Annotated in this window: 18 protein-coding genes and 2 pseudogenes; 7 read left to right on the forward strand and 13 right to left on the reverse strand. The window is 34.8% G+C overall.

Going from position 1 to position 20,885, the window contains the following annotated elements; genetic code table 11:
- Positions 1 to 19: 19 nt before the first annotated feature.
- The 8 genes from ACQV18_RS07315 to ACQV18_RS07350 all read right to left on the reverse strand — a co-directional run bounded on the left by ACQV18_RS07315 (position 20) and on the right by ACQV18_RS07350 (position 7,516).
- The gene (locus ACQV18_RS07315) at positions 20 to 1,054 is read right to left on the reverse strand and encodes a phosphate/phosphite/phosphonate ABC transporter substrate-binding protein (protein ID WP_428892843.1); all 1,035 of its coding nucleotides are present in this window, start codon (positions 1,052 to 1,054) and stop codon (positions 20 to 22) included.
- Positions 1,055 to 1,574: 520 nt separating this feature from the next.
- Positions 1,575 to 2,612 carry a PIN domain-containing protein gene (locus tag ACQV18_RS07320; protein WP_428892845.1) on the reverse strand — a complete coding sequence of 346 codons (1,038 nt, stop codon included), beginning with the start codon at positions 2,610 to 2,612 and terminating at the stop codon, positions 1,575 to 1,577.
- Complete coding sequence (locus ACQV18_RS07325) at positions 2,596 to 2,805, reverse strand: PIN domain-containing protein (protein WP_428875281.1); 210 nt, start codon at positions 2,803 to 2,805, stop codon at positions 2,596 to 2,598. The genes ACQV18_RS07320 and ACQV18_RS07325 overlap by 17 nt, the downstream gene beginning before the upstream one ends.
- 271 nt (positions 2,806 to 3,076) lie before the next feature.
- The gene (locus tag ACQV18_RS07330) at positions 3,077 to 3,919 is read right to left on the reverse strand and encodes a hypothetical protein (RefSeq protein WP_428892846.1); all 843 of its coding nucleotides are present in this window, start codon (positions 3,917 to 3,919) and stop codon (positions 3,077 to 3,079) included.
- A 408-nt stretch (positions 3,920 to 4,327) separates the two neighbouring features.
- Positions 4,328 to 4,897 (reverse strand): DJ-1/PfpI family protein, encoded by a 570-nt coding sequence (locus tag ACQV18_RS07335; protein WP_428892848.1) that lies wholly within the window; start codon positions 4,895 to 4,897, stop codon positions 4,328 to 4,330.
- A gap of 213 nt (positions 4,898 to 5,110) precedes the next feature.
- Complete coding sequence (locus ACQV18_RS07340; RefSeq protein WP_428892850.1) at positions 5,111 to 5,656, reverse strand: N-acetyltransferase family protein; 546 nt, start codon at positions 5,654 to 5,656, stop codon at positions 5,111 to 5,113.
- A gap of 276 nt (positions 5,657 to 5,932) precedes the next feature.
- Entirely contained in the window at positions 5,933 to 6,349 is a 417-nt protein-coding gene (locus ACQV18_RS07345) for an NUDIX domain-containing protein (protein WP_428875285.1), read from the reverse strand.
- A gap of 636 nt (positions 6,350 to 6,985) precedes the next feature.
- Positions 6,986 to 7,516, reverse strand: a complete 531-nt coding sequence (locus tag ACQV18_RS07350; RefSeq protein WP_428892852.1) for a hypothetical protein — start codon at positions 7,514 to 7,516, stop codon at positions 6,986 to 6,988.
- A 297-nt stretch (positions 7,517 to 7,813) separates the two neighbouring features.
- Between ACQV18_RS07350 and ACQV18_RS07355 the strand changes: the two genes are divergently transcribed.
- Positions 7,814 to 8,134: a PadR family transcriptional regulator gene (locus tag ACQV18_RS07355; RefSeq protein ID WP_428892854.1), complete on the forward strand. Its 321-nt coding sequence runs from the start codon at positions 7,814 to 7,816 to the stop codon at positions 8,132 to 8,134.
- A 1-nt stretch (position 8,135) separates the two neighbouring features.
- The gene (locus ACQV18_RS07360) at positions 8,136 to 8,771 is read left to right on the forward strand and encodes a DUF2812 domain-containing protein (RefSeq protein ID WP_428892855.1); all 636 of its coding nucleotides are present in this window, start codon (positions 8,136 to 8,138) and stop codon (positions 8,769 to 8,771) included.
- Positions 8,772 to 9,415: 644 nt separating this feature from the next.
- On the opposite strand, the gene ACQV18_RS07365 is transcribed toward ACQV18_RS07360, so the two are convergent.
- Together ACQV18_RS07365 and ACQV18_RS07370 are read right to left on the reverse strand one after the other, a co-directional pair.
- A complete protein-coding gene (locus ACQV18_RS07365; protein WP_428892857.1) occupies positions 9,416 to 10,174 on the reverse strand; it encodes a nucleotidyl transferase AbiEii/AbiGii toxin family protein in 759 nt (252 codons plus the stop codon).
- A 77-nt stretch (positions 10,175 to 10,251) separates the two neighbouring features.
- The gene (locus ACQV18_RS07370; RefSeq protein ID WP_428875290.1) at positions 10,252 to 10,851 is read right to left on the reverse strand and encodes a type IV toxin-antitoxin system AbiEi family antitoxin domain-containing protein; all 600 of its coding nucleotides are present in this window, start codon (positions 10,849 to 10,851) and stop codon (positions 10,252 to 10,254) included.
- A 695-nt stretch (positions 10,852 to 11,546) separates the two neighbouring features.
- Here ACQV18_RS07370 and ACQV18_RS07375 point away from each other — a divergent pair.
- A pseudogene (locus ACQV18_RS07375) lies at positions 11,547 to 12,857 on the forward strand (ISL3 family transposase).
- Between the two features lie 210 nt (positions 12,858 to 13,067).
- On the opposite strand, the pseudogene guaA reads toward ACQV18_RS07375, so the two are convergent.
- Both guaA and coaA read right to left on the reverse strand, forming a co-directional pair.
- Positions 13,068 to 13,994 (reverse strand): annotated as a pseudogene (gene guaA, locus ACQV18_RS07380) (glutamine-hydrolyzing GMP synthase); the annotation flags it as partial.
- 192 nt (positions 13,995 to 14,186) lie between these two features.
- A complete protein-coding gene (gene coaA, locus ACQV18_RS07385; protein WP_428892859.1) occupies positions 14,187 to 15,134 on the reverse strand; it encodes a type I pantothenate kinase in 948 nt (315 codons plus the stop codon).
- A 160-nt stretch (positions 15,135 to 15,294) separates the two neighbouring features.
- On the opposite strand from coaA, the gene mvk reads away from it, so the two are divergent.
- From mvk to fni, 4 genes are read left to right on the forward strand one after another with little or no spacing between them, the layout of a single operon-like run.
- Positions 15,295 to 16,314: a mevalonate kinase gene (mvk, locus tag ACQV18_RS07390; RefSeq protein ID WP_428892861.1), complete on the forward strand. Its 1,020-nt coding sequence runs from the start codon at positions 15,295 to 15,297 to the stop codon at positions 16,312 to 16,314.
- Positions 16,307 to 17,305 carry a diphosphomevalonate decarboxylase gene (gene mvaD, locus ACQV18_RS07395; protein ID WP_428876170.1) on the forward strand — a complete coding sequence of 333 codons (999 nt, stop codon included), beginning with the start codon at positions 16,307 to 16,309 and terminating at the stop codon, positions 17,303 to 17,305. The genes mvk and mvaD overlap by 8 nt, the downstream gene beginning before the upstream one ends.
- Positions 17,306 to 17,315: 10 nt before the next feature.
- Positions 17,316 to 18,464 carry a phosphomevalonate kinase gene (locus ACQV18_RS07400; RefSeq protein WP_428876171.1) on the forward strand — a complete coding sequence of 383 codons (1,149 nt, stop codon included), beginning with the start codon at positions 17,316 to 17,318 and terminating at the stop codon, positions 18,462 to 18,464.
- A 3-nt stretch (positions 18,465 to 18,467) separates the two neighbouring features.
- Positions 18,468 to 19,556 carry a type 2 isopentenyl-diphosphate Delta-isomerase gene (gene fni, locus ACQV18_RS07405; protein ID WP_428892863.1) on the forward strand — a complete coding sequence of 363 codons (1,089 nt, stop codon included), beginning with the start codon at positions 18,468 to 18,470 and terminating at the stop codon, positions 19,554 to 19,556.
- 106 nt (positions 19,557 to 19,662) lie between these two features.
- Here fni and ACQV18_RS07410 read toward each other — a convergent pair.
- Positions 19,663 to 20,885: winged helix-turn-helix transcriptional regulator (locus ACQV18_RS07410; protein ID WP_428892864.1), on the reverse strand; the 1,223-nt coding region annotated here is incomplete at its 5' end.

A 20,885-nucleotide genomic window follows, 5' to 3' on the forward strand; every position in this document is an offset into this window, starting at 1 on the left:
ATCGATTGGCCTGTATTTATTATTCCCCTTGTTCGCGTAAAATCTTTTGTGCTTCGCGTTCTGTTTCATAATCTTCAGCTTTGGCTGGTTTGTAGCCTTCGTGACTGTAGATGGCAATGACTTCTTTACCTTCTTCGGTTTCAGCAATATTAATGAAAGCATTTTGAAGGGCTGTTTTTAATTCGTCTGTCATTATTTCTGAAGTCTTACTTACAGAAACTGTATCATTGTAAACATTTGGAGTGACTCCAATGACATTTGTTTCTTCCCAAATACTCGCTTCGCGTCCCATATCTTCCATCCATGCTTCTACATTATCACGACGTAAGTCAGCAAAGCCAACCACCACATCTACTTGCTCGGATGCTAAACGAGCAATCGAAGAAGGATAGGAATCTGCTTGAACAACATTAGATAAATCAGAAATTTGTTTGCCGTCAAATTGGTTTCCTAACCAAATGGAAGGATAAATGTAGCCTGATGAAGAAGAGGAGGACATAACTGACCACTTAGCAGAGTCTAAGTCTTCCCATGTTAATTCTTCGCCATTGTTTACTTTCTCAGCTAATTCTTGGCCTTTTTCAGAAGGTCCTGCAATAATTAAGCCTTTGTAGTAAGACACTTGGTCTTCAATTAATTCAGTCGCTTGGCCGTCATTCCAGTCTGCTGGATTCTCAGAGTCTTTCGATAAACCTTGACGGGTCGATGTAAGAAGGACGTCCACATCGTCTTCGAACAAGACATATGTTCCGCCAGGAATTAAACCAACATCAATCGTTCCTGCAGCCATACCTTCTCCGACTGCTTCATAAGATGTTCCGACAGTAATTTCGACATTCTTAACATCAAATCCTTCTTTAGCTAACTCATCAATCAAGAGCTGTTTCAAAGGTTCTGTTGTTGTAATAATTTCTTCGGGATCACGGGATGGAACAAAAGCAACTTTTAACGTCTCAATTTCAACTGCTTCTTCTTGGGCATTTACAGTAAATACATTCAAAAAAACACTTGCCAGTAGAAATAGGACCATTAATAGACTAAACTTTTTCTTCACAGATGTTACCTCCAAATATTTGATAGCTCAATTATAACGAACTAAGTAAAGTAGAGCAACTTGCTTGTTCAATTTTACATAAAGTTTACAGTAGGTAAGAAGCCATTCAATCATTCTCCTGTTATCATGTGTTTTTTTAATACTATTTTCTCATACTAAGAAGATATTTTTATTTTCGTATAAAATAAATTTGACAAAACTCTCTACATTAAAAAGCTTTTATTATTGAAACAGCAAAATCAATAATTTCAATTCCATAAAACTGACTAATGAAAACCTAAATAAGGTTGTGCATTTTCTCCCTTACAATCTGGTTTCCTTAGGGGTCTTTAGAATTTGATTTTCTAGTCTACGAAAAGTAATATAAGTTTCTGTTAGAAAGTTACCACTACCGGGTGTAAAATCATGAGCAATTTCAGCGAATACAAAAGTGGATGTAGTTTATTCCTAACACATTACTAGAGCTTTTATTATTAAACCCAGGTGTTTTCTGTATATTTCCTTTGTTTTAGGTGAATTGTTAATGATTAGGAGCGCACTTATCACAAAAATCGTTTCCACCATCATTTTCCCATGTTAGTCCACATCCACAATCTGGACAATAATTTTCCCAAATAAGATCTGGATAATTAATGATTTGTCTACCTTTACTATTTAACGTTCTCTGCGTAAGTTTTTGTGCTGTATCTACTTCAATGCTATCTACTTCAATGCTATCTACTTCAAATTCTGGATAAGAATCTTCGTCTTCATTTTCATACTCATAGTGTATACGTGCAACTATCTCAATTTTTTTATTGTGATTTTCTTTTATTAAACCATATTCCATTGTAGCGTATTCTTTATCATCAGAATCCCAAATAGAGTTCTCTAAATCAAAAAATGTACAGTTAATTACAATTTCTACTAAACACTTTAAAGCAACTACTATTTCATGCTCTTCAGAGTTATAATCTATAACTACATAGCTTAACATTTTGAAGCTCAGTTTCATCATATTCATATCCACCGATAATGCCTTTACGATCATAATCAAACCCGTCAATTTCGATGTTTTGTGAATTATCAAAAATTGTTCTTTAATTTCCTCAGCAAACCTATAATTAATACTATTGATGTACTTTAAAGCTTGTTGAGCGATAAGTTTATCCGTATTAATAAGATTCAATAATTCATCTATACTTTTATAAAGATAAATTCCTTTTATGTCCTCAAAATCTTTATCTCCACTTATTACATATATGGGTTGATATTCTTTTTTTCTTAAACTCTTTAACATTGAAATATTAAAAGCATCAGGAAACTCGTGCTTCTTCTTACCTGTTCCGAATGGCTTTCTGTTATTAAAATAATCATTTAGTATAGTTTTTAATTCAATACTATCTAAATCTAAATATGTTACTTCTGCCTCATTTAAATAATTATGAAATTGATTTAGCGCTTCTTGAACTACCTCTTCAGTATCCAATTTATTAAAACTATCAGCATACTTACTGTTTCTAAGAATAGCTATTTCTCTGCTATTAAAGTTTTGGTTTATTTCATTGTTTTTTTTCAACATTTTCTTTTATGTGCTTATTTGCCTCTCCAACAATTATCTCACTTGTAAGAAAATTGATAGCACCCTTTTTAACTTGTTTTTTTAGCAATCCTAATCTACTTTTATCACTTATATCAAAACTTTGACTTTCAAATATTTGTGTATCAACAAAAACATTTAATGGAAACTCTAATTCTTCTTTACCTTCCAATTCTTCCTCCTTTTTAATAATTAACAAATTATATCTATTCCAATACGCCTTTTAGAACAATCGTGAGCCATAATTGGTCTAAAAAATACACCAATCCTTATTTTGTATCTATAGTACGTGGCTTGAAAGCCAGTGTTCATCGTTACTATCTGCCGTTGTCATAATTATGACACGAAACCCGGGGCTTTTTATATTCAATGAACAATTTAGGTTTACACAAGATATTCTACACTATGTAGCTAAAACTAAGCCTAATTGTACATATAGTTTATTATTTTCTAATTTCTTCCACCGGATAGCATTGATAAAACATCTTGGCTAATTTATTTATTTCATCTTTAGCCCCAACCTTACCCAATGCCCAAAAAACTAACCCTATTGATTCTAAATCACTAGCAAAACTTTCAAAACTATCTATTATTATTGGCAGTATTGAATCATCTTCAAGTCTTCCCATTGCATATGTAGAGTCATAAGGGTATTGGTTTATTATTTTTATTGTATTTTCTTCTAATACACCTTCAATTAAAACTTCAATTATACGAGTTCTCCAATATCCTTCTTCAATTTCAGATAAAACAAAATTCAAATCCTTTGGTTCTAGAAAACCTACTTTATAATTTCTAGCAATAAGCTCCAAAATTCTTTTATCAAAGGTCTCTCTATACAATTCTAATAATTTGTTAATACTTTCTTTGCACTGAGAATTTCTTTTAAAATAATTAAACCCTACTTCTCTTCTAGCTTTTCTTCTATGCTTAAAACAAGACATTGCATATTTATAAGAGATTTCACTTGGCAATATTCTAAGTAATTTTTTAAGTAAGCTATCACTTTTATACCTATATTTAGATGGAATTTCTTCCCCTTCTTTAATCGTTCGTTCAACTAAAGAAATTAAATACTCTATTTGGATATCAGTGTATTTTTTTAAATAAATATAGTCTCCAATTCTATTTAAAATATTTTCACAATGATTGAAAATAGAAAAAGAACTTATTTTTAACAATTCAATTAACTCATTTAAAGTAAGGCAATTAAACTTAGCTCTCTCTATATCTTTTTCAATTTTTTTAATCTTTGTCTCTTGAGTATCATATTTACTAAATCTCATATATATTCTACTTTCTTTTTCTCCTATTTTAAAAATTCTCCTTCTGCTGTTTTCCCGTCTATCTTAATCATCCATTCAAACCTACCCCTTCTTATAACTGAAGTTAAGAGAACAGGATTATCTGCTTCCTTTTTACCTATTACTTTATCTATTTCCCAATGTCCTAATTCTTACGTTATTGCCAATGTTAAAAACAATTTCTAATATTAAATTTTAATCAAACCTATATACATACATTTTCAAAGTAGTATTCTAAAAAGCACATCAATCCATATTAAATTTCTTAATAGAGCGCTTAAAAGCTAGTGTTCACCGTTACTATCTACCATTATCATAATTATGAAATGAGACCTAGATGATAAATCTTATAGCTTTTATTAAAGCTAAATAAAACATGTGGTTAATATCTTACAATCCAAAACTTTTTGGAGACATTTCAATTCCCAACATATTACAAAACTGAATTCCAAATCTTATAAATTCAAAAGAAACAGACGTGACTATATTATCATTTAGAATATAACCTTCTTCAATAGGTTTTGTTATACAATTATTCCAATCCTTCATATATTTAAGATCAGCCTCACTGTATCCCTCCTGTAGCAAACCTTCTTTATCTGTTCCTATCATAAAAGCCTTGCCATTTAATATGCCGGCTCTTACCAGCAAAATAGGAGCAATAGAAATGGCACCTATTATTTTACCTTCAAACTTTTTAATAAATTCAATTATTTCATGATCTTCAACTGCTGAACGTATATCAACCGCACCGGGTAATAAGAGACTATCATATCTCTCTATGTTTAAATCATAAATTGTTTGATCTGGGAGAACTTTTAGACCTTCTTCACATTTAACTATATCTTTAGTTTTTGCAAATACATCAATCCTTCTACCATTTAAGGCCAAAGTTTCTAATGCCACACTTATTTCAAAATAACAAAATTGATCATATATAAGCACTGCTGTTTTGTTCATTAGTTAACCTCCACATATTTTGCTATGTTTCATTTCTCCAGTAGAAGCCTAGAACCCAGTCACCATCGCTACTATGTACCGTTGTCATAATTATGACACAAAACTCACCTGTGAAATCATAAAGTAATATCAACACTTATATATACTAAGTTTTCTAGATATTCAGGTGGACTGTTAATCCAATAAACTGGGATTTGTAGAACTAAAACTTTTCTAAATACTTTTTACCATTTTTATATTGTTGTATCGGGTTCCATCTTTCAAAATGTAGGCATTAGGAGTTTCTCCCACTTGGATGAATCCGCATTTCTCATAAAGAACCCTGCCTCTTTCATTACCTGAGAAATAGTCAAGCTCAAGTTGGGAAAGGCCCCATTCTTTAGCATAGTCTTCGAGAACTTGAAGTAACTTCTTCCCTATTCCTAAGTTCCAGAATTCTTTTAGCACAGCAAGGGCAACATTTCCTCGATGGCGCATTTTCTGTTTTCTTAGTCTTGTTATTGTGCCGTTTGCAATCAGTCTTCCATCCATTTCAACAACAATCATAAGTGTATTATCAGATTCATTAAAGCCTTTGATCATTTTTGCTTCCTCTTCAACAGTTATGGTTATTTCTTCTGGATAGGAATTCAAAAAGTCAGATTCTCCCATAATGGTTTTCAAATATTCAGCAGTTTCTGCAGCGTCTTTTACTTGAATCTCTCGAATTTTGCAGATTCTGCCATCTTTTAGTTTAAAATTTTCTGGTGTATATTTCATATTTATCCCCCACATAAATTTAAATTTGTACTTTTTCCTAGTATTATTTTTAGAGGAAAATAATCATCTGTTGCTCTAAAAAGCACTTAACTCGACATTTCGTTTCCTTAGTAGAAGGTTTGAACCCAGTTTTCATCTTTACTATTTGCTCTTTTCATAACTTTGACACTAGATTCGGGTGAAAAATATTACGCAATATCAATGGTTGTAGATTCAAACTCTTCATTGTTTTAGAAGAGTTTGTTACTTAACAAACTGAGATTGGTTAGTTTTAAATTACTTATTAAGATATTCTAAGAAACGTTTTTTTAATTGTTCGATTACATCTTCATTATCAATAAAATCTTCAAAAGCTAGCATTTCATACTTTTGTCCCTCTTCTCCAAATTTTATATTCTCGATTTGACTATCACATATATTAGCAACCATAAAAACTGATTTTTCTCCTGCATTTGTGATGCTTTCATGGTATTTGGTCCATACAATATTTGATTCAGAAATATCAATAGCTAATTCTTCTTTAACCTCTCTTCTCATAGTTTCATATGGTGTTTCTTCATTTTCTCTTCCACCACCAGCTAAATCCCACATATTAGGATAAGGAATGTTTGGGAGATTATCTCTTAAAATAGTTAATACTTTCCCTTTATTAATGAGTGCTACTTTAACACCTATAAAATTCATTTGATTCATGATTAAACCTCCTCAATCTAATTATGTTTTTGCTCTTTTAAATTTTAAGAATAAACTAACTCAATAATCACTCTAAAAGGTAGATCATTCTTTAATTTGTTTTCCTAGTAGAAAGTTTTTAAACTCAACATCAATTACCGTTATTTGCATTATGGCTAATTATGACACGAAATCGAGCAGTAGTGTCTAAAAATTTAGATCCAGCCAATTTATTTTGCAACTATATAAGCCTTTTTTTTAGTGCAGATAGTTTTTACAAAAATCGCTTTTTTAAATTCTTCGTGTAAATCATCCATGAATTAATAATTGCGATAAAATTGTTATAGTACTCACAACAATGATTATATAAATCTCGTTCTTATTCTTACTCTCTTTCAAAATCAAATTTGAAAACATTACTCCATAAAGCGATGTAATATTCAAGAAGATCCAAGCAATTGAAGAAATATTAGAAGATGTCACAAAAACAAATGTTATTTGTGCAATACACGTTAAAATTGCTCTAAAAAATAAAGATTATCGAAAGAGTTTTTATTGTGTCTTTTCCAATCAGTTTGATTTAAGGTTGGAATCAAACTTATAAAAGATACAAAAAATCTTAATATTAAAGTACTTACTGTAAATAAAATCAGTGAATCAATATTTTTTATAGTCTCCAACCAAAAGAGGAAATAAGCAAGCTTGTATAACTAACGGTGGAACAATAATAATTACTCCATGTAATAATGTTTTTAAATCACTTTTTTTCTTTACCCAAATAATAATTATGATAGTTGTTAAGATAGAAATGAAATAATTACCAAAATTTATTCTTCCTGTCGTAAAAAATAAGGCTAAAGGAATAAAAAAAACAGCTGTTTTTGATACGATCGCCGATTCAAAAATGGATAAGCGTTTAAATAGTTTTGAGTATCCTACTGCAACAATTTGTACTAAGATGCTGTAAATGATTATTTTATAATTAAGAATCATAGTAAACAGATCATTAACATTTATATAAAAGAACGAAATTATTATGAATAATAGCGTATATAAATTGTTTGAAAAATTAACTTTTAACACAGATTGTTTTTTATACCCTATTTGATACCTATCAATCACACTTATTAATCCTCTGGACATTGCTGAAATGGTTGAAAATAAAATAATGTAGAAATATGAATCCAAATTTCAATTCTCCTTTATGTTTTTTTAAATAACATAAAATTTTTAATACTCTACTCCCATGATAAGATATTCTTTATGAATATAGAAGAGTAAATTAATATGAACTTTGACAGTACTGCAACTTCTTTTCAGACAATATTTCTAAATAGGTTCAATTTTAGTTGCTTCCTTTTCCAATCTCTCGATAGTCCGATTTCAGAATTTATCTTTATATGTATTGACTTATTCAGTTCGACGATATACAATCGGACTATACATTTAAACTGAATAGTTTAACGATATAAAGGAGCTAATATTATGCCTAGACACCCAAGTTTACCCTTAACAGAAACGACTTATTTAATTTTGTTGTCACTAATAAAACCTGCACACGGCTATGTAATAATGCAAGAAGTTGATCGGCTTAGTAATAACAATGTAAAAATTGCGCCTGGCACCATGTATGGTGCCTTAGATAATTTACTAAAACAAGGTTGGATTAAAGAGGTAAAAAGCGAAGACAAACGTCGCAAAGTCTACCAAATTACTAAATCTGGTTATGATGTCATTGAAGCTGAAACAAAGAGAATGCACAAATTGCTTAACCTTGCAGAAGAACTGATGAGAGGAGAAAGCTAAAATGAAACAAATTATAAAAAGGAAAGTATTCTTATTCAAAGATTTAGACAAACAAGAAGCTTGGATTAACTCCTTTAGAAAAGAAGGTTATCGCTTTATAAATAAAAAGTTCCCTGCTTGCTTTGTGTTTGAAAAAATTGATGATAAAGTTCCTATTACTCGGATTGATTATCGTGAATTTGAGAAATCGAGTGAATATCAAAACTACATTCAACTTTTTAGTGATATGGGATGGACAGTTGTTTCAAGCAGGAAAAATTCCGGTGTGCATTACTTTCAGCAAAATAATCCTAATTCAGAAGACTTTATTTATTCAAATAAAGAGTCCTATGCTGAAATATACAAGCGCTACAGCCAACAAGCTCTAAACTGGTCTATTATATTTCTGTTTTTCTTTACTATCTTTTCTACTGGAGATATCAGTTATTCACTTTTTAACCCAAGGACTGCATTTCTTACACCTGGCTTATGGGAAATGACCGGCTGGCAGTTCTGGTCTTCCTTTATATTTGAAATTCCTTTTGCATTAATGAGACTACTCTCTAAAGTTATTTGGTTGGTATTAGCAGCATGGATGGGGTTTGAAGCTTTTGTAAATAAGCGTAAATATAATGACTTAATTCATAATAGCAATTAATATTTTTGAAAAAACATCAAAGACGACAGTGATGAATTATTACTGTCGTCTTTCTTTGCTCACCATATTTTTTCGTAAGATGCTATAGATTCCTCACGTTTCTTTGAATCATCTTTCATTATCTTAAACAAATTCTTGTTGTTATACTTCTTAATAATGACTCTAATAGTCTAAATTAGAAAAAATATAAAAAACTCCAGTCATATAGACTAGAGTTTTAGCTCATTCTAACTAAGTAGAAGCCATTCTTAACACTATTTTTTCTTCTTTAAATTTTTTATTTGCGTTTTTAAAGCGCTGATATTGATCCATTATTCTTTTTATCAAATTACTCCCACTCCTTGATGGAAAACTTGAAATGGCTATTTATAAGTTTTTTAATAGTCACTTTTGTGAATAGAATCTAGTTTTTACTCATATTTTCCTCTGTTTTTAAAGGAATAGTATCATTTTAGTATCACTAATGAATTATAAGTTAGTATGATTAAAATGTTTTCTTGAAGATGGCGTCCTAAATCAGGATTTCATAAAGAGCATTCAGATTGTGATACTTCTTTTTTAAGTTTCTTTATCCTCAATCTAATTTAAAAAGCTAACCCACTAAAATGGTGGACTAACTCATAATTTTCATACAAACTTTTCTATCAATTGCTTATCTTTTGGAATATTTCTGATAAAACATCTAAGGTATCATCTAAATCAACCTCTCCGATATAAGGGTTGTCTTGAAGATAGTTTTGCCAATGCTGTTTAAGATAATCATCACTCGATATATCTTCTAAAATTTCTTTATAATCAGCCAAATCATCTAAAGATTCTCTTTTCTTAGACGTATTCTCAATGGCACGTGCTAGAGTTTTAAAGTTAATTTTATCCCCATAAAGTTTACGCAAGAGATAGATATCATAAAAATCTCTCATCCTTGTAGTGGCAATGTTTCTTCTGATGATGGTTTCAATCTTTTCTGCCAAAATGGTTTCCAAAGGATAAGCCATGACTTCCACATGACCTTCATCAAACATTAGTGGGTATTGATAAATCATTTCCTTTGGTGTAATAGCATCACCTGTGGTGATATCCATCTTCATGGGATTATTAATTCTGCCATAGCGGGCCGAAAAGCTAATACGGTAATTTTCATACTCATCGCTTTCTCTGATTTCTCTTACCCCTTCAAAGACAAAATCAATCCCATCTTGAACATCAATTGCCAAAATTTCTTTCACAATTTTAGTAATATTTTCTTCCGTTAAGGTAATGCCTCTGACCGTCGCATCTATATCCTTGGTCGTGCGATTATCGATACCAATGAGAGAAGAAATTAGAAGTCCTCCCTTGATAATGAAGGAATGCCGGTAGAAAGATTTTTCTAGTCTTTCTAGGACTCTTTCAAAAAAGTACATTTGAAAAACTTCCTGTGGCTTTAGTTTTTTTGTCTTGGCTAAGTGCTTGATTTTCCCTTTTATTTGCTCACTTGATCTCATATCATCACCTCTAAATAACGTCTTATCTCTTCTTCGACTTTTAAAGCTCTAGCATACTTAATAAGTTTTCTGAAGTTGATATTTCCTCTACCAAAATATTCTTTAATAGCTCCTGTAAAAATTTGAGAATCGATATTCCTTTGGTCTTTTACAATATCACAAATGGTTCGTTCGACATCATATAGAATAATCTCTCCACCTAGAGGACTTGTGGTCATTTCTCTCCCTAATTCAAAAAGTTCTATCTTTACATAGTGAACAACAAGGTCATCAAATCTTTCTTTTAGTCTGGACGCATTGTAACCTTGGGGAACAGAAATATGAATCTGGGAAGGCACTCTGTCAGCTAAATCATGAAAATAAAGGGCAGTATGGTAAGAATAAATCACTCGTTTGCTGCTTCTTTGAAGCAAGACGTAATCATCAATGATTTCATCTTTCAAAGTATAAACACCATGACCCACTCGTTCTATTTTATCTTCCTTAGCCAAGTAAGATAGTCTATATCGGTCAATGCCTTTGGCTTCAGCTTCTCTTACAAAGATTAAGCCATGTTCATCAGATAATTTTTCTAAAAGGTCTTTTTCTTTATTCATGATTGCTTCTCTCCTATCATCTTTCGCGCTTTAATTATATATTATTAACGCACGTTTGTGAAGTGGGTTTCTTTAGTTTTTGTTCATTACTTCTAAGATCTTAGGGTTATCCCTAAAAATTTGCATATAAATTTATAAATGAATTGACCGGAAACATTTTAGCAAGTGAGTACTCACTTGCTGTGCTTGCTATTCATTTTTTATTCAATTTTTTAAAATTTATTTTCTAATTTATCTTCTTGGAAAAATTGACACAGGAGAGTTTGTAACTGTAACCTGCACTTTCAAAAGTGTTTCAATGAGGCAGAAATCTTCTTGATAAGTCTTGAAACTTTTGCTAGGACTAACTTCTGATTTTCACTCGCCTAATTCATAGGCTTTTAAAAACTTAGTTACAAGTTACAAATTTTATCCCCGTTTTTTTCTACTCTATGGCCATTTTTATCTGTTCAGGTTCTCGCCATTCTTTTGGAATGTTTTCCGTGACCCTCTCGGTAAAATCACCTTCTATTTGCTCTCACTTTTGATAATAAAGTTTGACCCGAATCGAAACCCCACTTGGTGAATTTCTGGTTCTATAATTTATAGGGTTGATGGCCGAAGACCTCAACTCTATTTTTTATTTTAGGGTACAAAAAAGAACAGATCTCCTGTATATTATAAGCGACAAAACCATAATAAAGGAGAGCTGTCCCATGACTCACATTATATCATCTTTACTCGGATTAAACGATAAAAACATTAAAATAAATGACCAAAAGTTCGAAAAATGTTCAATTAAAGGACGATTGTCTTTTCTGTTATCTGGTCAATTAATCGAACCTCTTGATGGTTGTCCATGTTGTGGTCAACCAGCGGCTAACTATTCCATTGTTAAAAATGGTACGCGTACATCACGTATTCAATTACCACCAATGGCAGGCTATCCCACTTATTTAAATTTGAAAAAACAGCGTTATTACTGCAAAGTTTGTCACTCATCTTTTACCGCTCAAACACCAGAAGTCGCTCGTCACTGTCATTTATCCAATCATTTGAAACGGTATATCGCTGATCAATTAACACACACGATATCAGAATCTTACATTGCCCAATTAGTTCATGTCTCTGTTCATACCGTTCGTCGTGTGACCGATCAAGTGGCACAACACCTTCAATTCAAACCATTGCACACATTACCGAACCATCTATGTTTTGATGAATTCAAAAGTGTTCGAAGCATTAATGCAGCGATGATCTTTATTTACTGTGATGCTAAAACGCATCGCTTAATTGATATTTCTTTTGATCGCAAGCAGTCACTATTGATGAACTATTTCCAACAGTTTCCGTTGGAAACTCGTCAATCTGTCCAAACGATTACGATTGATATGTACCGTCCTTACATCGATTTAATTAAAAGAACTTTTCCAAATGCACAGATTATTATTGATAAATTTCATCTCATTCAAGCCTTGAACCGTGAATTAAATCGCACAAGAATTCGTGTGATGAATACTTTCAGAACGAAAGACAAACGCCTTTATAACAAACATAAACGCTATTGGCGACTTCTATTGATACCAAGAGATCAACTTCGTTATGCAACGTATCAATCCTACCGACTATTCGACTGGCTAACACACACGAGTGGCATTGTTGATCATTTATTAGCATCAAGCAGTGAATTAAAAGTCACTTACGAGGTCGTTCATCAATTAAGAGAAGCCCTTGAAGACCTTCAAATCGATCGATTTGAACATTGAATCAATTATGGCCTAACATTACCTCTTCCAAAATCACTAAAAACCGTTTTAAGAACATTTAAAAACTATCACACTTATATTCAAAATACCTTTACCGATCCGACCTTAACGAATGGGCCAATTGAAGGATTGAACAACAAAATCAAAGTGCTTAAGCGCAATGCTTCTGGGTACCGTAATTATTCACACTTTAAAAATAGAATTTTATTGATGATGCGTTTATATCAATCAAAACACTCATCCAAAAGCGTTGCTTCTTAACATTGACCTTAGATACAATCGATCCAATCACTTATTCGCTTATTATATATTTGAATCTATAAAAAAAGAGGCGAAGTAACCGCACGGTTACCTCACCTACTCATCAACCCGATTTGACAAAAAGCCTTTATATTTAGATGTATCATTTAGAATCAAAAAGAAGCTTTGATTTCAAACATATTGCTACATCAGTTAAAATCATTCTTTAAACTACTCCCACTCAATCGTTCCTGTCGGTTTTGGTGTGAAGTCATAAAGTACACGACTCACGCCTGGCACTTCGTGGGTAATGCGATCAACAATCTGTTGCATAAGATCGAATGGAATGTTTTCGACGGTTGCTGTCATTGCATCTTTGGTATTGACGGCACGCACAATAACTGGCCAATCGTAAGTACGCTTACCGTCTTTGATACCAGTTGATTTAAAATCAGGTACCACGGTAAAATACTGCCATACTTTTTCAGCCAGACCGTTCTTAGCAAATTCTTCGCGTAAAATTGCATCTGATTCTCTGACTGCTTCTAAACGGTCACGAGTAATTTCGCCCAAACAACGAACGCCTAAACCTGGTCCTGGGAAGGGTTGACGGTAGACCATCTCATGAGGGAGTCCCAAAGTTTCACCAACTATACGCACTTCATCCTTGAAGAGAATCCGCACGGGTTCTACTAATTCAAAGTTCATGTCTTCTGGTAACCCCCCCGCGTTGTGGTGGGCTTTGATGCCGTCTTCACTTTCTAAAATATCGGGCCAGATAGTTCCTTGAGCTAAGAAATCTACGCCTTCTAACTTGCGCGCTTCTTCAGCAAAAACTTCGATAAATTCATTACCGATAATCATCCGCTTTTCTTCAGGATCAGTTACGCCTTCTAATTTCGTTAAGAAGCGCTCCACACTATCTGAATAAATTAAGTTGGCATCCATTTGGTTTTTAAAGACTTCAACTACTTGTTCTGGCTCGCCTTTACGCAATAAGCCATGATTGACATGGACACAGATTAATTGTTTGCCAATGGCTTTAATTAATAATGCAGCTACTACAGAGGAATCCACGCCTCCCGATAATGCTAATAGAACTTTCTTGTCGCCTACTTGTTCTCTGATTAAGGAAATTTGTTCTTCAATAAATTTCTCAGCCATCTCTGGGCTTGAAATACGTTCCATAGCTTCAGGTCTTCTTACTTCTACCATTGTATTCCTCCTAAATTTTATCTCTTGCGTTTATTCTATCATGCTTCAGCGAATGAAAGTATGTTTTTACAAGTTTTTATTCGGAATTTATCCTTTTTGTTCGCCTTTTAAATCTATTCAGCCAAAAGATAAGTTTTAGTATTTTTTAACGTGAATATAGTCGATATAGTGATTAACCGACTTATGCAAGACCACATCCGCTCGTGAACGAGTTGGCTTAATATGTTGGATTAAGTTAGGCAAGTTGATGGTAAACCAAACATTATCTGCATAAGCGATGGCTTCTTCTCGACTCATATTACTCATTTTATGATAATAATTAGAAGAATCTGTTTTCGCCATTTGTAAGTGAACCAAGAATCGCTCAACAAACCACTTATGGATTAGTTCTTGTTCAGCATCCATATAGATCGAAAAATCAAAGAAATCACTGACATAGATTTGTTGATTGGAAGGAAGTTGCAAAACATTAATCCCTTCCACAATTAAAATGTCCGGATTATTGATGATTTGATACTGACCTTTGACAATGTCATAACATAGATGGGAATAGGTTGGTACTGAGAAAGGAGAAGTCTGCGTCTTAATATGAGTCATAAATTCTAAGAGTAAGGACATATCATAGGACTCTGGAAAACCTTTACGGTGTAGCATCCCTCTTTGTTCTAGAACCTCATTTGGATAGAGAAAACCATCGGTAGTGATTAACTCCACTTTCCGTTTAGGGAAGGTCTCACTTAGCAATTGATGGAGCAAACGAGCCGTCGTTGATTTGCCAACAGCTACTGAACCTGAAATTCCAATGATGAAAGGCACCTTGCGGTATGCAAATGGGTCCACTTCCCCCATGGCAAAAAATTCCTGTTTAGCCATATTGTATTTCATGGTATGTTGAAAATCTGCTTCAATATAATGTAATAACGGACCATAAATTTCTCTAACATCTGTTTGCGTCAAACGGTCTTGGAGCGACACTAAACTAGCCAGCTCATCAATCGGTAAAATCTCTAAATTTTCCGATTGGAAAGCTTGCCATTCTTTACGATTATAGGTGGCATAATAATCGTTCATTGCAAAATACATATCTTCCTCCTACTGAAGTCTCATAATGAATTAATACAAACTTCTTGTAATATGTGTTAAAATACTCCAATGAAACAGTATTTTTTAATGGTTAATTTGGCTCTTATTTTAGCATAAGCGCTACCATTAATATATATCTTTTACAGAAAGGAGCTAGTTCATGAACCATTCATTCGGTAAACCTCATTATTCTTTGAAATCAACTTCAAGCAAAAAAAATAAGCTGGGCCTTGGATTTGCTCATTCTAAAATTATTTTAATGGGTGAACATGCCGTGGTTTATGACTATCCGGCCATTGCCATTCCTTTCAAACCCTGTCAGGTAAAAGTCCAAGTGACACCTTCTGCTTACGCTTATTCAACCATTCACTGTCCTTATTATAAGGGAGCTTTTGAACAAGCACCGGATCATTTAAATAATTTAAAGATGGCTTTAAAACTAACCTTAGACTCCAAACAACTACCCAAAAGACCACTTCATATTGAAATTCTATCTGAAATACCACAAGAGCGTGGTATGGGATCTTCAGCAGCTGTTTCTGTGGCTTTAATTCGAGCAGTTTGTGACTATTATGGTAAGACCATCAAGGATTATCACTTACGCATGATTACAAATGAAGCAGAAGTGATTGCCCATCAATCAACATCGGGGATAGATACCCTAGTAACTTCTTCCAATCGATCTATTATATACTGTAAGAGTCAGCAAGCTCGTGATTTTGATTTGGACTTAGAAGCTTATCTAGTAGTGGCTGATTCCGGTCAAGTTGGCCAGACCAAATTAGCTGTCAATCACGTTGCCCAACTAAGACAAAGTAAGGCTAGCTTTGTTAATGGCGCTATGGAAACGATTGGGTTTTTTGTGCGTCAAGCCTTCCTAGCGATTCGTAAAAAAGATCCACTTGAACTGGGTCGTTTAATGACTTACAACCACTATTATCTCAACCAATTAGGTGTTTCCAACCCTTCCCTTGACCACATCGTCAATGCCGCTTGGTTAGCTGGCGCTTTAGGAGCTAAATTAACCGGTGGTGGCATGGGCGGTTGCGTGATTGCCTTGGCTAAAGATCAAACTCATGCCCAAATGATTGCTGAATCGATGGAACAAGCCGGTGCAGAAAAAACATGGCTACTTAACCTTTCAAAAGCAGAACAAGCAAAGGAGTCACATCATGACTAAAGATTTTATTGCTAATTTTCAAGCCCATACTAATATTGCTTTAATCAAGTATTGGGGCAAACGCAATCAAGACTTGATGTTGCCAGTTACCTCTAGCCTTTCTTTAACGCTAGAGGCTTTTTATACGCAAACACAAGTGCATTTTTCTAAGAGTTATGACGAGGATCAATTTATCCTAAATGATCAAACTCAATCTATCCAAGAGCGGCAAAAGATTTCGCGCTTTTTAGACCCGTTTCGTCAAATCAAGAACACGGATTTAAAAGCACGAGTAATTAGTTACAACCACGTCCCCACTGCAGCGGGTCTAGCTTCATCGGCCTCAGCCTTTGCTGCTTTAGCCTGTGCCTGTAATGAGGCCTTAAATCTCAATCTATCTCAAGAAGAACTTTCAATCATGGCCCGCTTTGGTTCAGGCTCTGCCTCTCGCTCTTTATTTGGCGGCTTTGTGGAATGGGAAAAAGGACAAGGTGAGGACTCTCAATCGAGTTTTGCTCGTGCTTTTGATGATGCCGATTGGGACATTGGCATGATTGCTTTAGTAGTCAATCATAAGGCTAAAAAGTTTTCCAGCCGTCAAGCCATGCAACACACCATTGAAACTTCCCCTTTCTACGCTTTATGGGCAGAGGAAGTAGCTAAAGATTTAGCATTAATTAAGGCAGCCATTAAGGCTAGAGATATTCAAAAAATCGGTCAAATCGCTGAACATAATGCCATGAAGATGCACGCAACCATGTTGGCAGCTAATCCAAGCTTTAGCTACTTTCAAGCGGAATCCTTAAAGGCCATGGAAGCCGTTCGCCAACTGAGAAAGACTGGCTTAACTGCCTACTTTACCATGGATGCGGGACCGAATGTTAAAATCATCTGTCCCTACAGTCAAATTCCTGCCATTCAAGAAAAGTTGAGGCAAGACTTTCACCCGCAAACAATTATTGTCTCTCGCCCCGGACCTCAACCCTTCTCAATTCCGCTTATTAATCATTAGGAGGATCGTCATGAATCCTAAGCATTGCCTTCAATCATCACAAACTCAAACCATAAAAATCCCTGGCAAACTCTATATTGCTGGTGAATACGCTGTTTTGGCGCCTAAGCAAGCAGCTATCTTGATTGCAGTCGACCAGTACCTTGAGCTGACAATCCGTCAAAGGACTAAGAAAGGCTGGCTGATTGAAAACCATCAAGGAGGCTATGCGCCCCTTTGCTTAGAAACAGATGATTCGCACTTGAGAGTTGCAGAAGACTATTCCCTAGAAGAAGATCAACTGGACCAGTGGCGTTACGTGATAGAAGCAGCTAAGGTGACCCACACCTTCTTACAAGAATCGAACTTTAATAGTCGAAACTTTCATTTACACATTCGATCACAACTATTAAGTGACTCGGGTAAAAAATACGGTCTAGGCTCTAGCGGTGCCGTAACAGTCGGTACCATCCAAGCTATACTTAACTTTCACAAAATCAAGCTTTCAGCTGAGAGGCTCTACCGCCTAGCCGTTATCAGTCAACTGCGTCTAGGAGCTTCTGGTAGCTTTGGCGATATCGCTGCTAACGCTTTTGGTGGTTGGACCTATTATATGGCACCTGATCGCAAGCTTTTAAAAGAAATGATCGCTAACGCTCCTTCGATTACGGCTTTATTAAAGCAAGAATGGCCAGATTTAATAATTGAAAACTTAGCCGTTTCTAAAGACTTGCAAGTCCTGATTGGCTGGACTCAGCATACGGCTTCTACCGACAATTTGGTCAAACAATTAAAAGACCAAATATCTGCTCAGCCACAAGCTTTCCAAGCCTTTATAGATCAAGCCCCTGCAGTCGTTCGTCAATTAAAAGATGGACTAATTAATAATCAAGCAGACCTGATCCAACAAGCCATCAGTAATTACCGTAACTTACTACTTGGCTTAGGTAAGGCTTATAACCTATCCATTGAAACGGCTGCTTTAAATCAGCTGATTGAAATTGGTAATCAACATGGCTATGCTAGCAAGAGTTCAGGGGCTGGTGGTGGAGATTGCGGTATTGCCTTAGGTTATGATATAAATACCAAGGAGAGCATTCTCAAGCAATGGAAAGTTCAAGGAATTGTGCCCCTAAATCTTCAAGTGGCCCCACAATCAAGCTCAGAAAGGATTGAATAGATAATGACTTCTTCTTTATCGACCAATCGTAAAGATGACCACCTGCGTTATGCTTTAGACCAACAAAAGACTAGAAAAAATAATTCCTTTGATGACGTCCGTTTTGTCCACCATTCACTGGGTCGTCTTCATATCCATCAAATTGATTTATCCACTCAATGGGCAGGTAAAAAACATTCTTTACCTTTTTATATAAATGCTATGACAGGTGGCAGTCCTAAAACAAAAAGTTACAATCAGCATTTAGCCCAAGTTGCTGCAAGTACTGGTTTAACCATGGCGGTCGGCTCTATTTCAGCTGCCCTTAAAGACCCTCAAGTGGCTGATTCCTTTACCATTATTCGTCAAATGAATCCCCAAGGCTTTATCTTAGCCAACCTGGGAGCCCATCATGATCTGGAAAATGCCAAAAGAGCCGTCGACTTAGTTCAAGCCGATGCCTTACAGATTCATTTAAATACCGCTCAAGAGGTTGTAATGCCAGAGGGGGATCGTGATTTTTCAAACTGGAAAGAAAACATTCAAAAAATCGTTGATGACCTAGGGTTGCCTGTTATTGTTAAAGAAGTTGGCTTTGGTATGAGTCAAGAGACCCTTCAAGAACTAAAGGAATTAGGGGTCCAAACGGTGGACCTAGGTGGACGTGGTGGCACCAACTTTATTCAGATTGAAAATCAGCGCAATGACCAGCTAGACTTTTCAAGCTTGACCAACTGGGGGCAAACCAGTGTAGAAGCTTTGCTAGAATCGCTGAATTTTCAAGATCAAATCAACATTTTAGCTTCGGGTGGTATCCGCGACTTTTTAGACATCGTCAAAGCTTTAGCTTTGGGCGCTAAAAGTTGTGGGATTGCAGGCAAATTTCTGCATTCGGTGGACCAATTAGGTGTTGATGCGACCGTTGATTGGGTAGGTGATTGGGCCTCAGCCCTTAAACGAACCTTACTCCTCCTATCGTGTCAATCAATTGAAGATTTGCGCAAAACAGATTTAATCCTCAGTGGCGAAAGTTACCATTGGGCTACAGCCAGACAGCTTGATGTCAACGCTCTTGCCCAACGCAGTCGAAAAAGCGAAACTTTCAAGACTTAATTTTTTTAATGTTTATTTTTGTTAGACGCTAAGACATAAGCATGCCCATTTTAGAAGCACCTTGTGTAACATATGTTTGACAACTCTAGAATTTTCTTAATAGTTTTTATTCGTCTAATTCCCAATATCCATTATTACCACTTCCAATATATCTTAGGTTTTCTATTTCTTTAATTCGTCTTTCAATAGTTTTTTCACTTACACCAGCTTGTTCAGCTATTTCTTTTCTTGTTATCTTATTGTTAGCTCTTATCTTATCTATAATAAAGTCTATTAAATCTTCCTTGGACTGAACGACATCGTGAGCGTCACCGTGAACGACATCGTGAGCGTCACCGTGAACGACATCGTGAGCGTCACCGTGAACGACAGTCTCCCCACCCACTTTTTTCGTGGCAATTTCCTTAAGAGGAATGATGGTTTTAAAAATATCTCCTTCTTCAAAAACAGGTTCGGCTCCTGAATAAAGTTTTGCGTATTTATAGGTGTTTCTCATACCAGAGCCTAGTTCATCAGCAATTCCAATTTCTCGAAAGACTTTTGATATAGGTGGGTTTTTTGGAAAGGGTTTAAATCTTTTTATATCCAAAATACCTAAACCATGGGCTAGATTACTATTTTCAACTAAGATTTTTTCATCATCTATAATCATCTTGGCTGGAAAGCCACTAGAATAATCCCTATGGGCTAGGGTGTTGGATATTATCTCCCTTAAAATCATATCTCTTGCATTAACATTTAAAGTCCCATCTAGAACAAATAAATCATTTAGATGTTTTTGCCCAAAGGCTAAAAGTCGATCATAGGAATCAATGAGGTTGGTTATCACCACATCTCGATCATCATAACGGTCTTTATTTACAACTCGAAAGATGGCATCTGTCTTATGTTGAGGTAAAACAGACATAATAGTAGAATCCTTCCCAAATAAAAGGATTCCTGCCAAAGTAATCCCCTCTTGGTTACTTTCAGGGTCAAGCAAGATTAAATTGGTGCTTCTTAAGAGTTCTTCATTATCCATGGTATCCCATAGGTGGTTTTGATTACGACTTAGGGCTTTTGTCCTAGCCTTGTTTATGACTTCTTCATCTAAATGCTCTAAACCTATCTTGGGATAGACCTTATTTACAAAATAAGACCCTTGCTTTCTAGCATAGAGTTTGTAAACCTGTTCTGACTGGTCTGTGATGTTGATATCTCCTTCATGTGACCTGTCCCAAATTCGCCCATTATGCCTACATACTTGAGAGCCTCTTGGTACTCTGATATAAATTAAGGTCTTACCATCGATATCCATTGTTTTGGGAACTAAATAAAGGGGTGGATTTA

This window comes from Facklamia sp. P9177, from assembly GCF_050409585.1.
Taxonomy (GTDB): Bacteria; Bacillota; Bacilli; order Lactobacillales; family Aerococcaceae; genus Facklamia.

Bases quoted from the DNA above. Each gene is read 5' to 3' on its own strand.
- ACQV18_RS07330 (WP_428892846.1), bottom strand. From the start codon at position 3,919: ATGAGATTTAGTAAATATGATACTCAAGAGACAAAGATTAAAAAAATT.
- ACQV18_RS07335 (WP_428892848.1), bottom strand. From the start codon at position 4,897: ATGAACAAAACAGCAGTGCTTATATATGATCAATTTTGTTATTTTGAA.
- ACQV18_RS07340 (WP_428892850.1), bottom strand. From the start codon at position 5,656: ATGAAATATACACCAGAAAATTTTAAACTAAAAGATGGCAGAATCTGC.
- ACQV18_RS07345 (WP_428875285.1), bottom strand. From the start codon at position 6,349: ATGAATCAAATGAATTTTATAGGTGTTAAAGTAGCACTCATTAATAAA.
- ACQV18_RS07355 (WP_428892854.1), top strand. From the start codon at position 7,814: ATGCCTAGACACCCAAGTTTACCCTTAACAGAAACGACTTATTTAATT.
- ACQV18_RS07360 (WP_428892855.1), top strand. From the start codon at position 8,136: ATGAAACAAATTATAAAAAGGAAAGTATTCTTATTCAAAGATTTAGAC.
- ACQV18_RS07365 (WP_428892857.1), bottom strand. From the start codon at position 10,174: ATGTACTTTTTTGAAAGAGTCCTAGAAAGACTAGAAAAATCTTTCTAC.
- ACQV18_RS07370 (WP_428875290.1), bottom strand. From the start codon at position 10,851: ATGAATAAAGAAAAAGACCTTTTAGAAAAATTATCTGATGAACATGGC.
- coaA (WP_428892859.1), bottom strand. From the start codon at position 15,134: ATGTATTTTGCAATGAACGATTATTATGCCACCTATAATCGTAAAGAA.
- mvk (WP_428892861.1), top strand. From the start codon at position 15,295: ATGAACCATTCATTCGGTAAACCTCATTATTCTTTGAAATCAACTTCA.
- mvaD (WP_428876170.1), top strand. From the start codon at position 16,307: ATGACTAAAGATTTTATTGCTAATTTTCAAGCCCATACTAATATTGCT.
- ACQV18_RS07400 (WP_428876171.1), top strand. From the start codon at position 17,316: ATGAATCCTAAGCATTGCCTTCAATCATCACAAACTCAAACCATAAAA.
- fni (WP_428892863.1), top strand. From the start codon at position 18,468: ATGACTTCTTCTTTATCGACCAATCGTAAAGATGACCACCTGCGTTAT.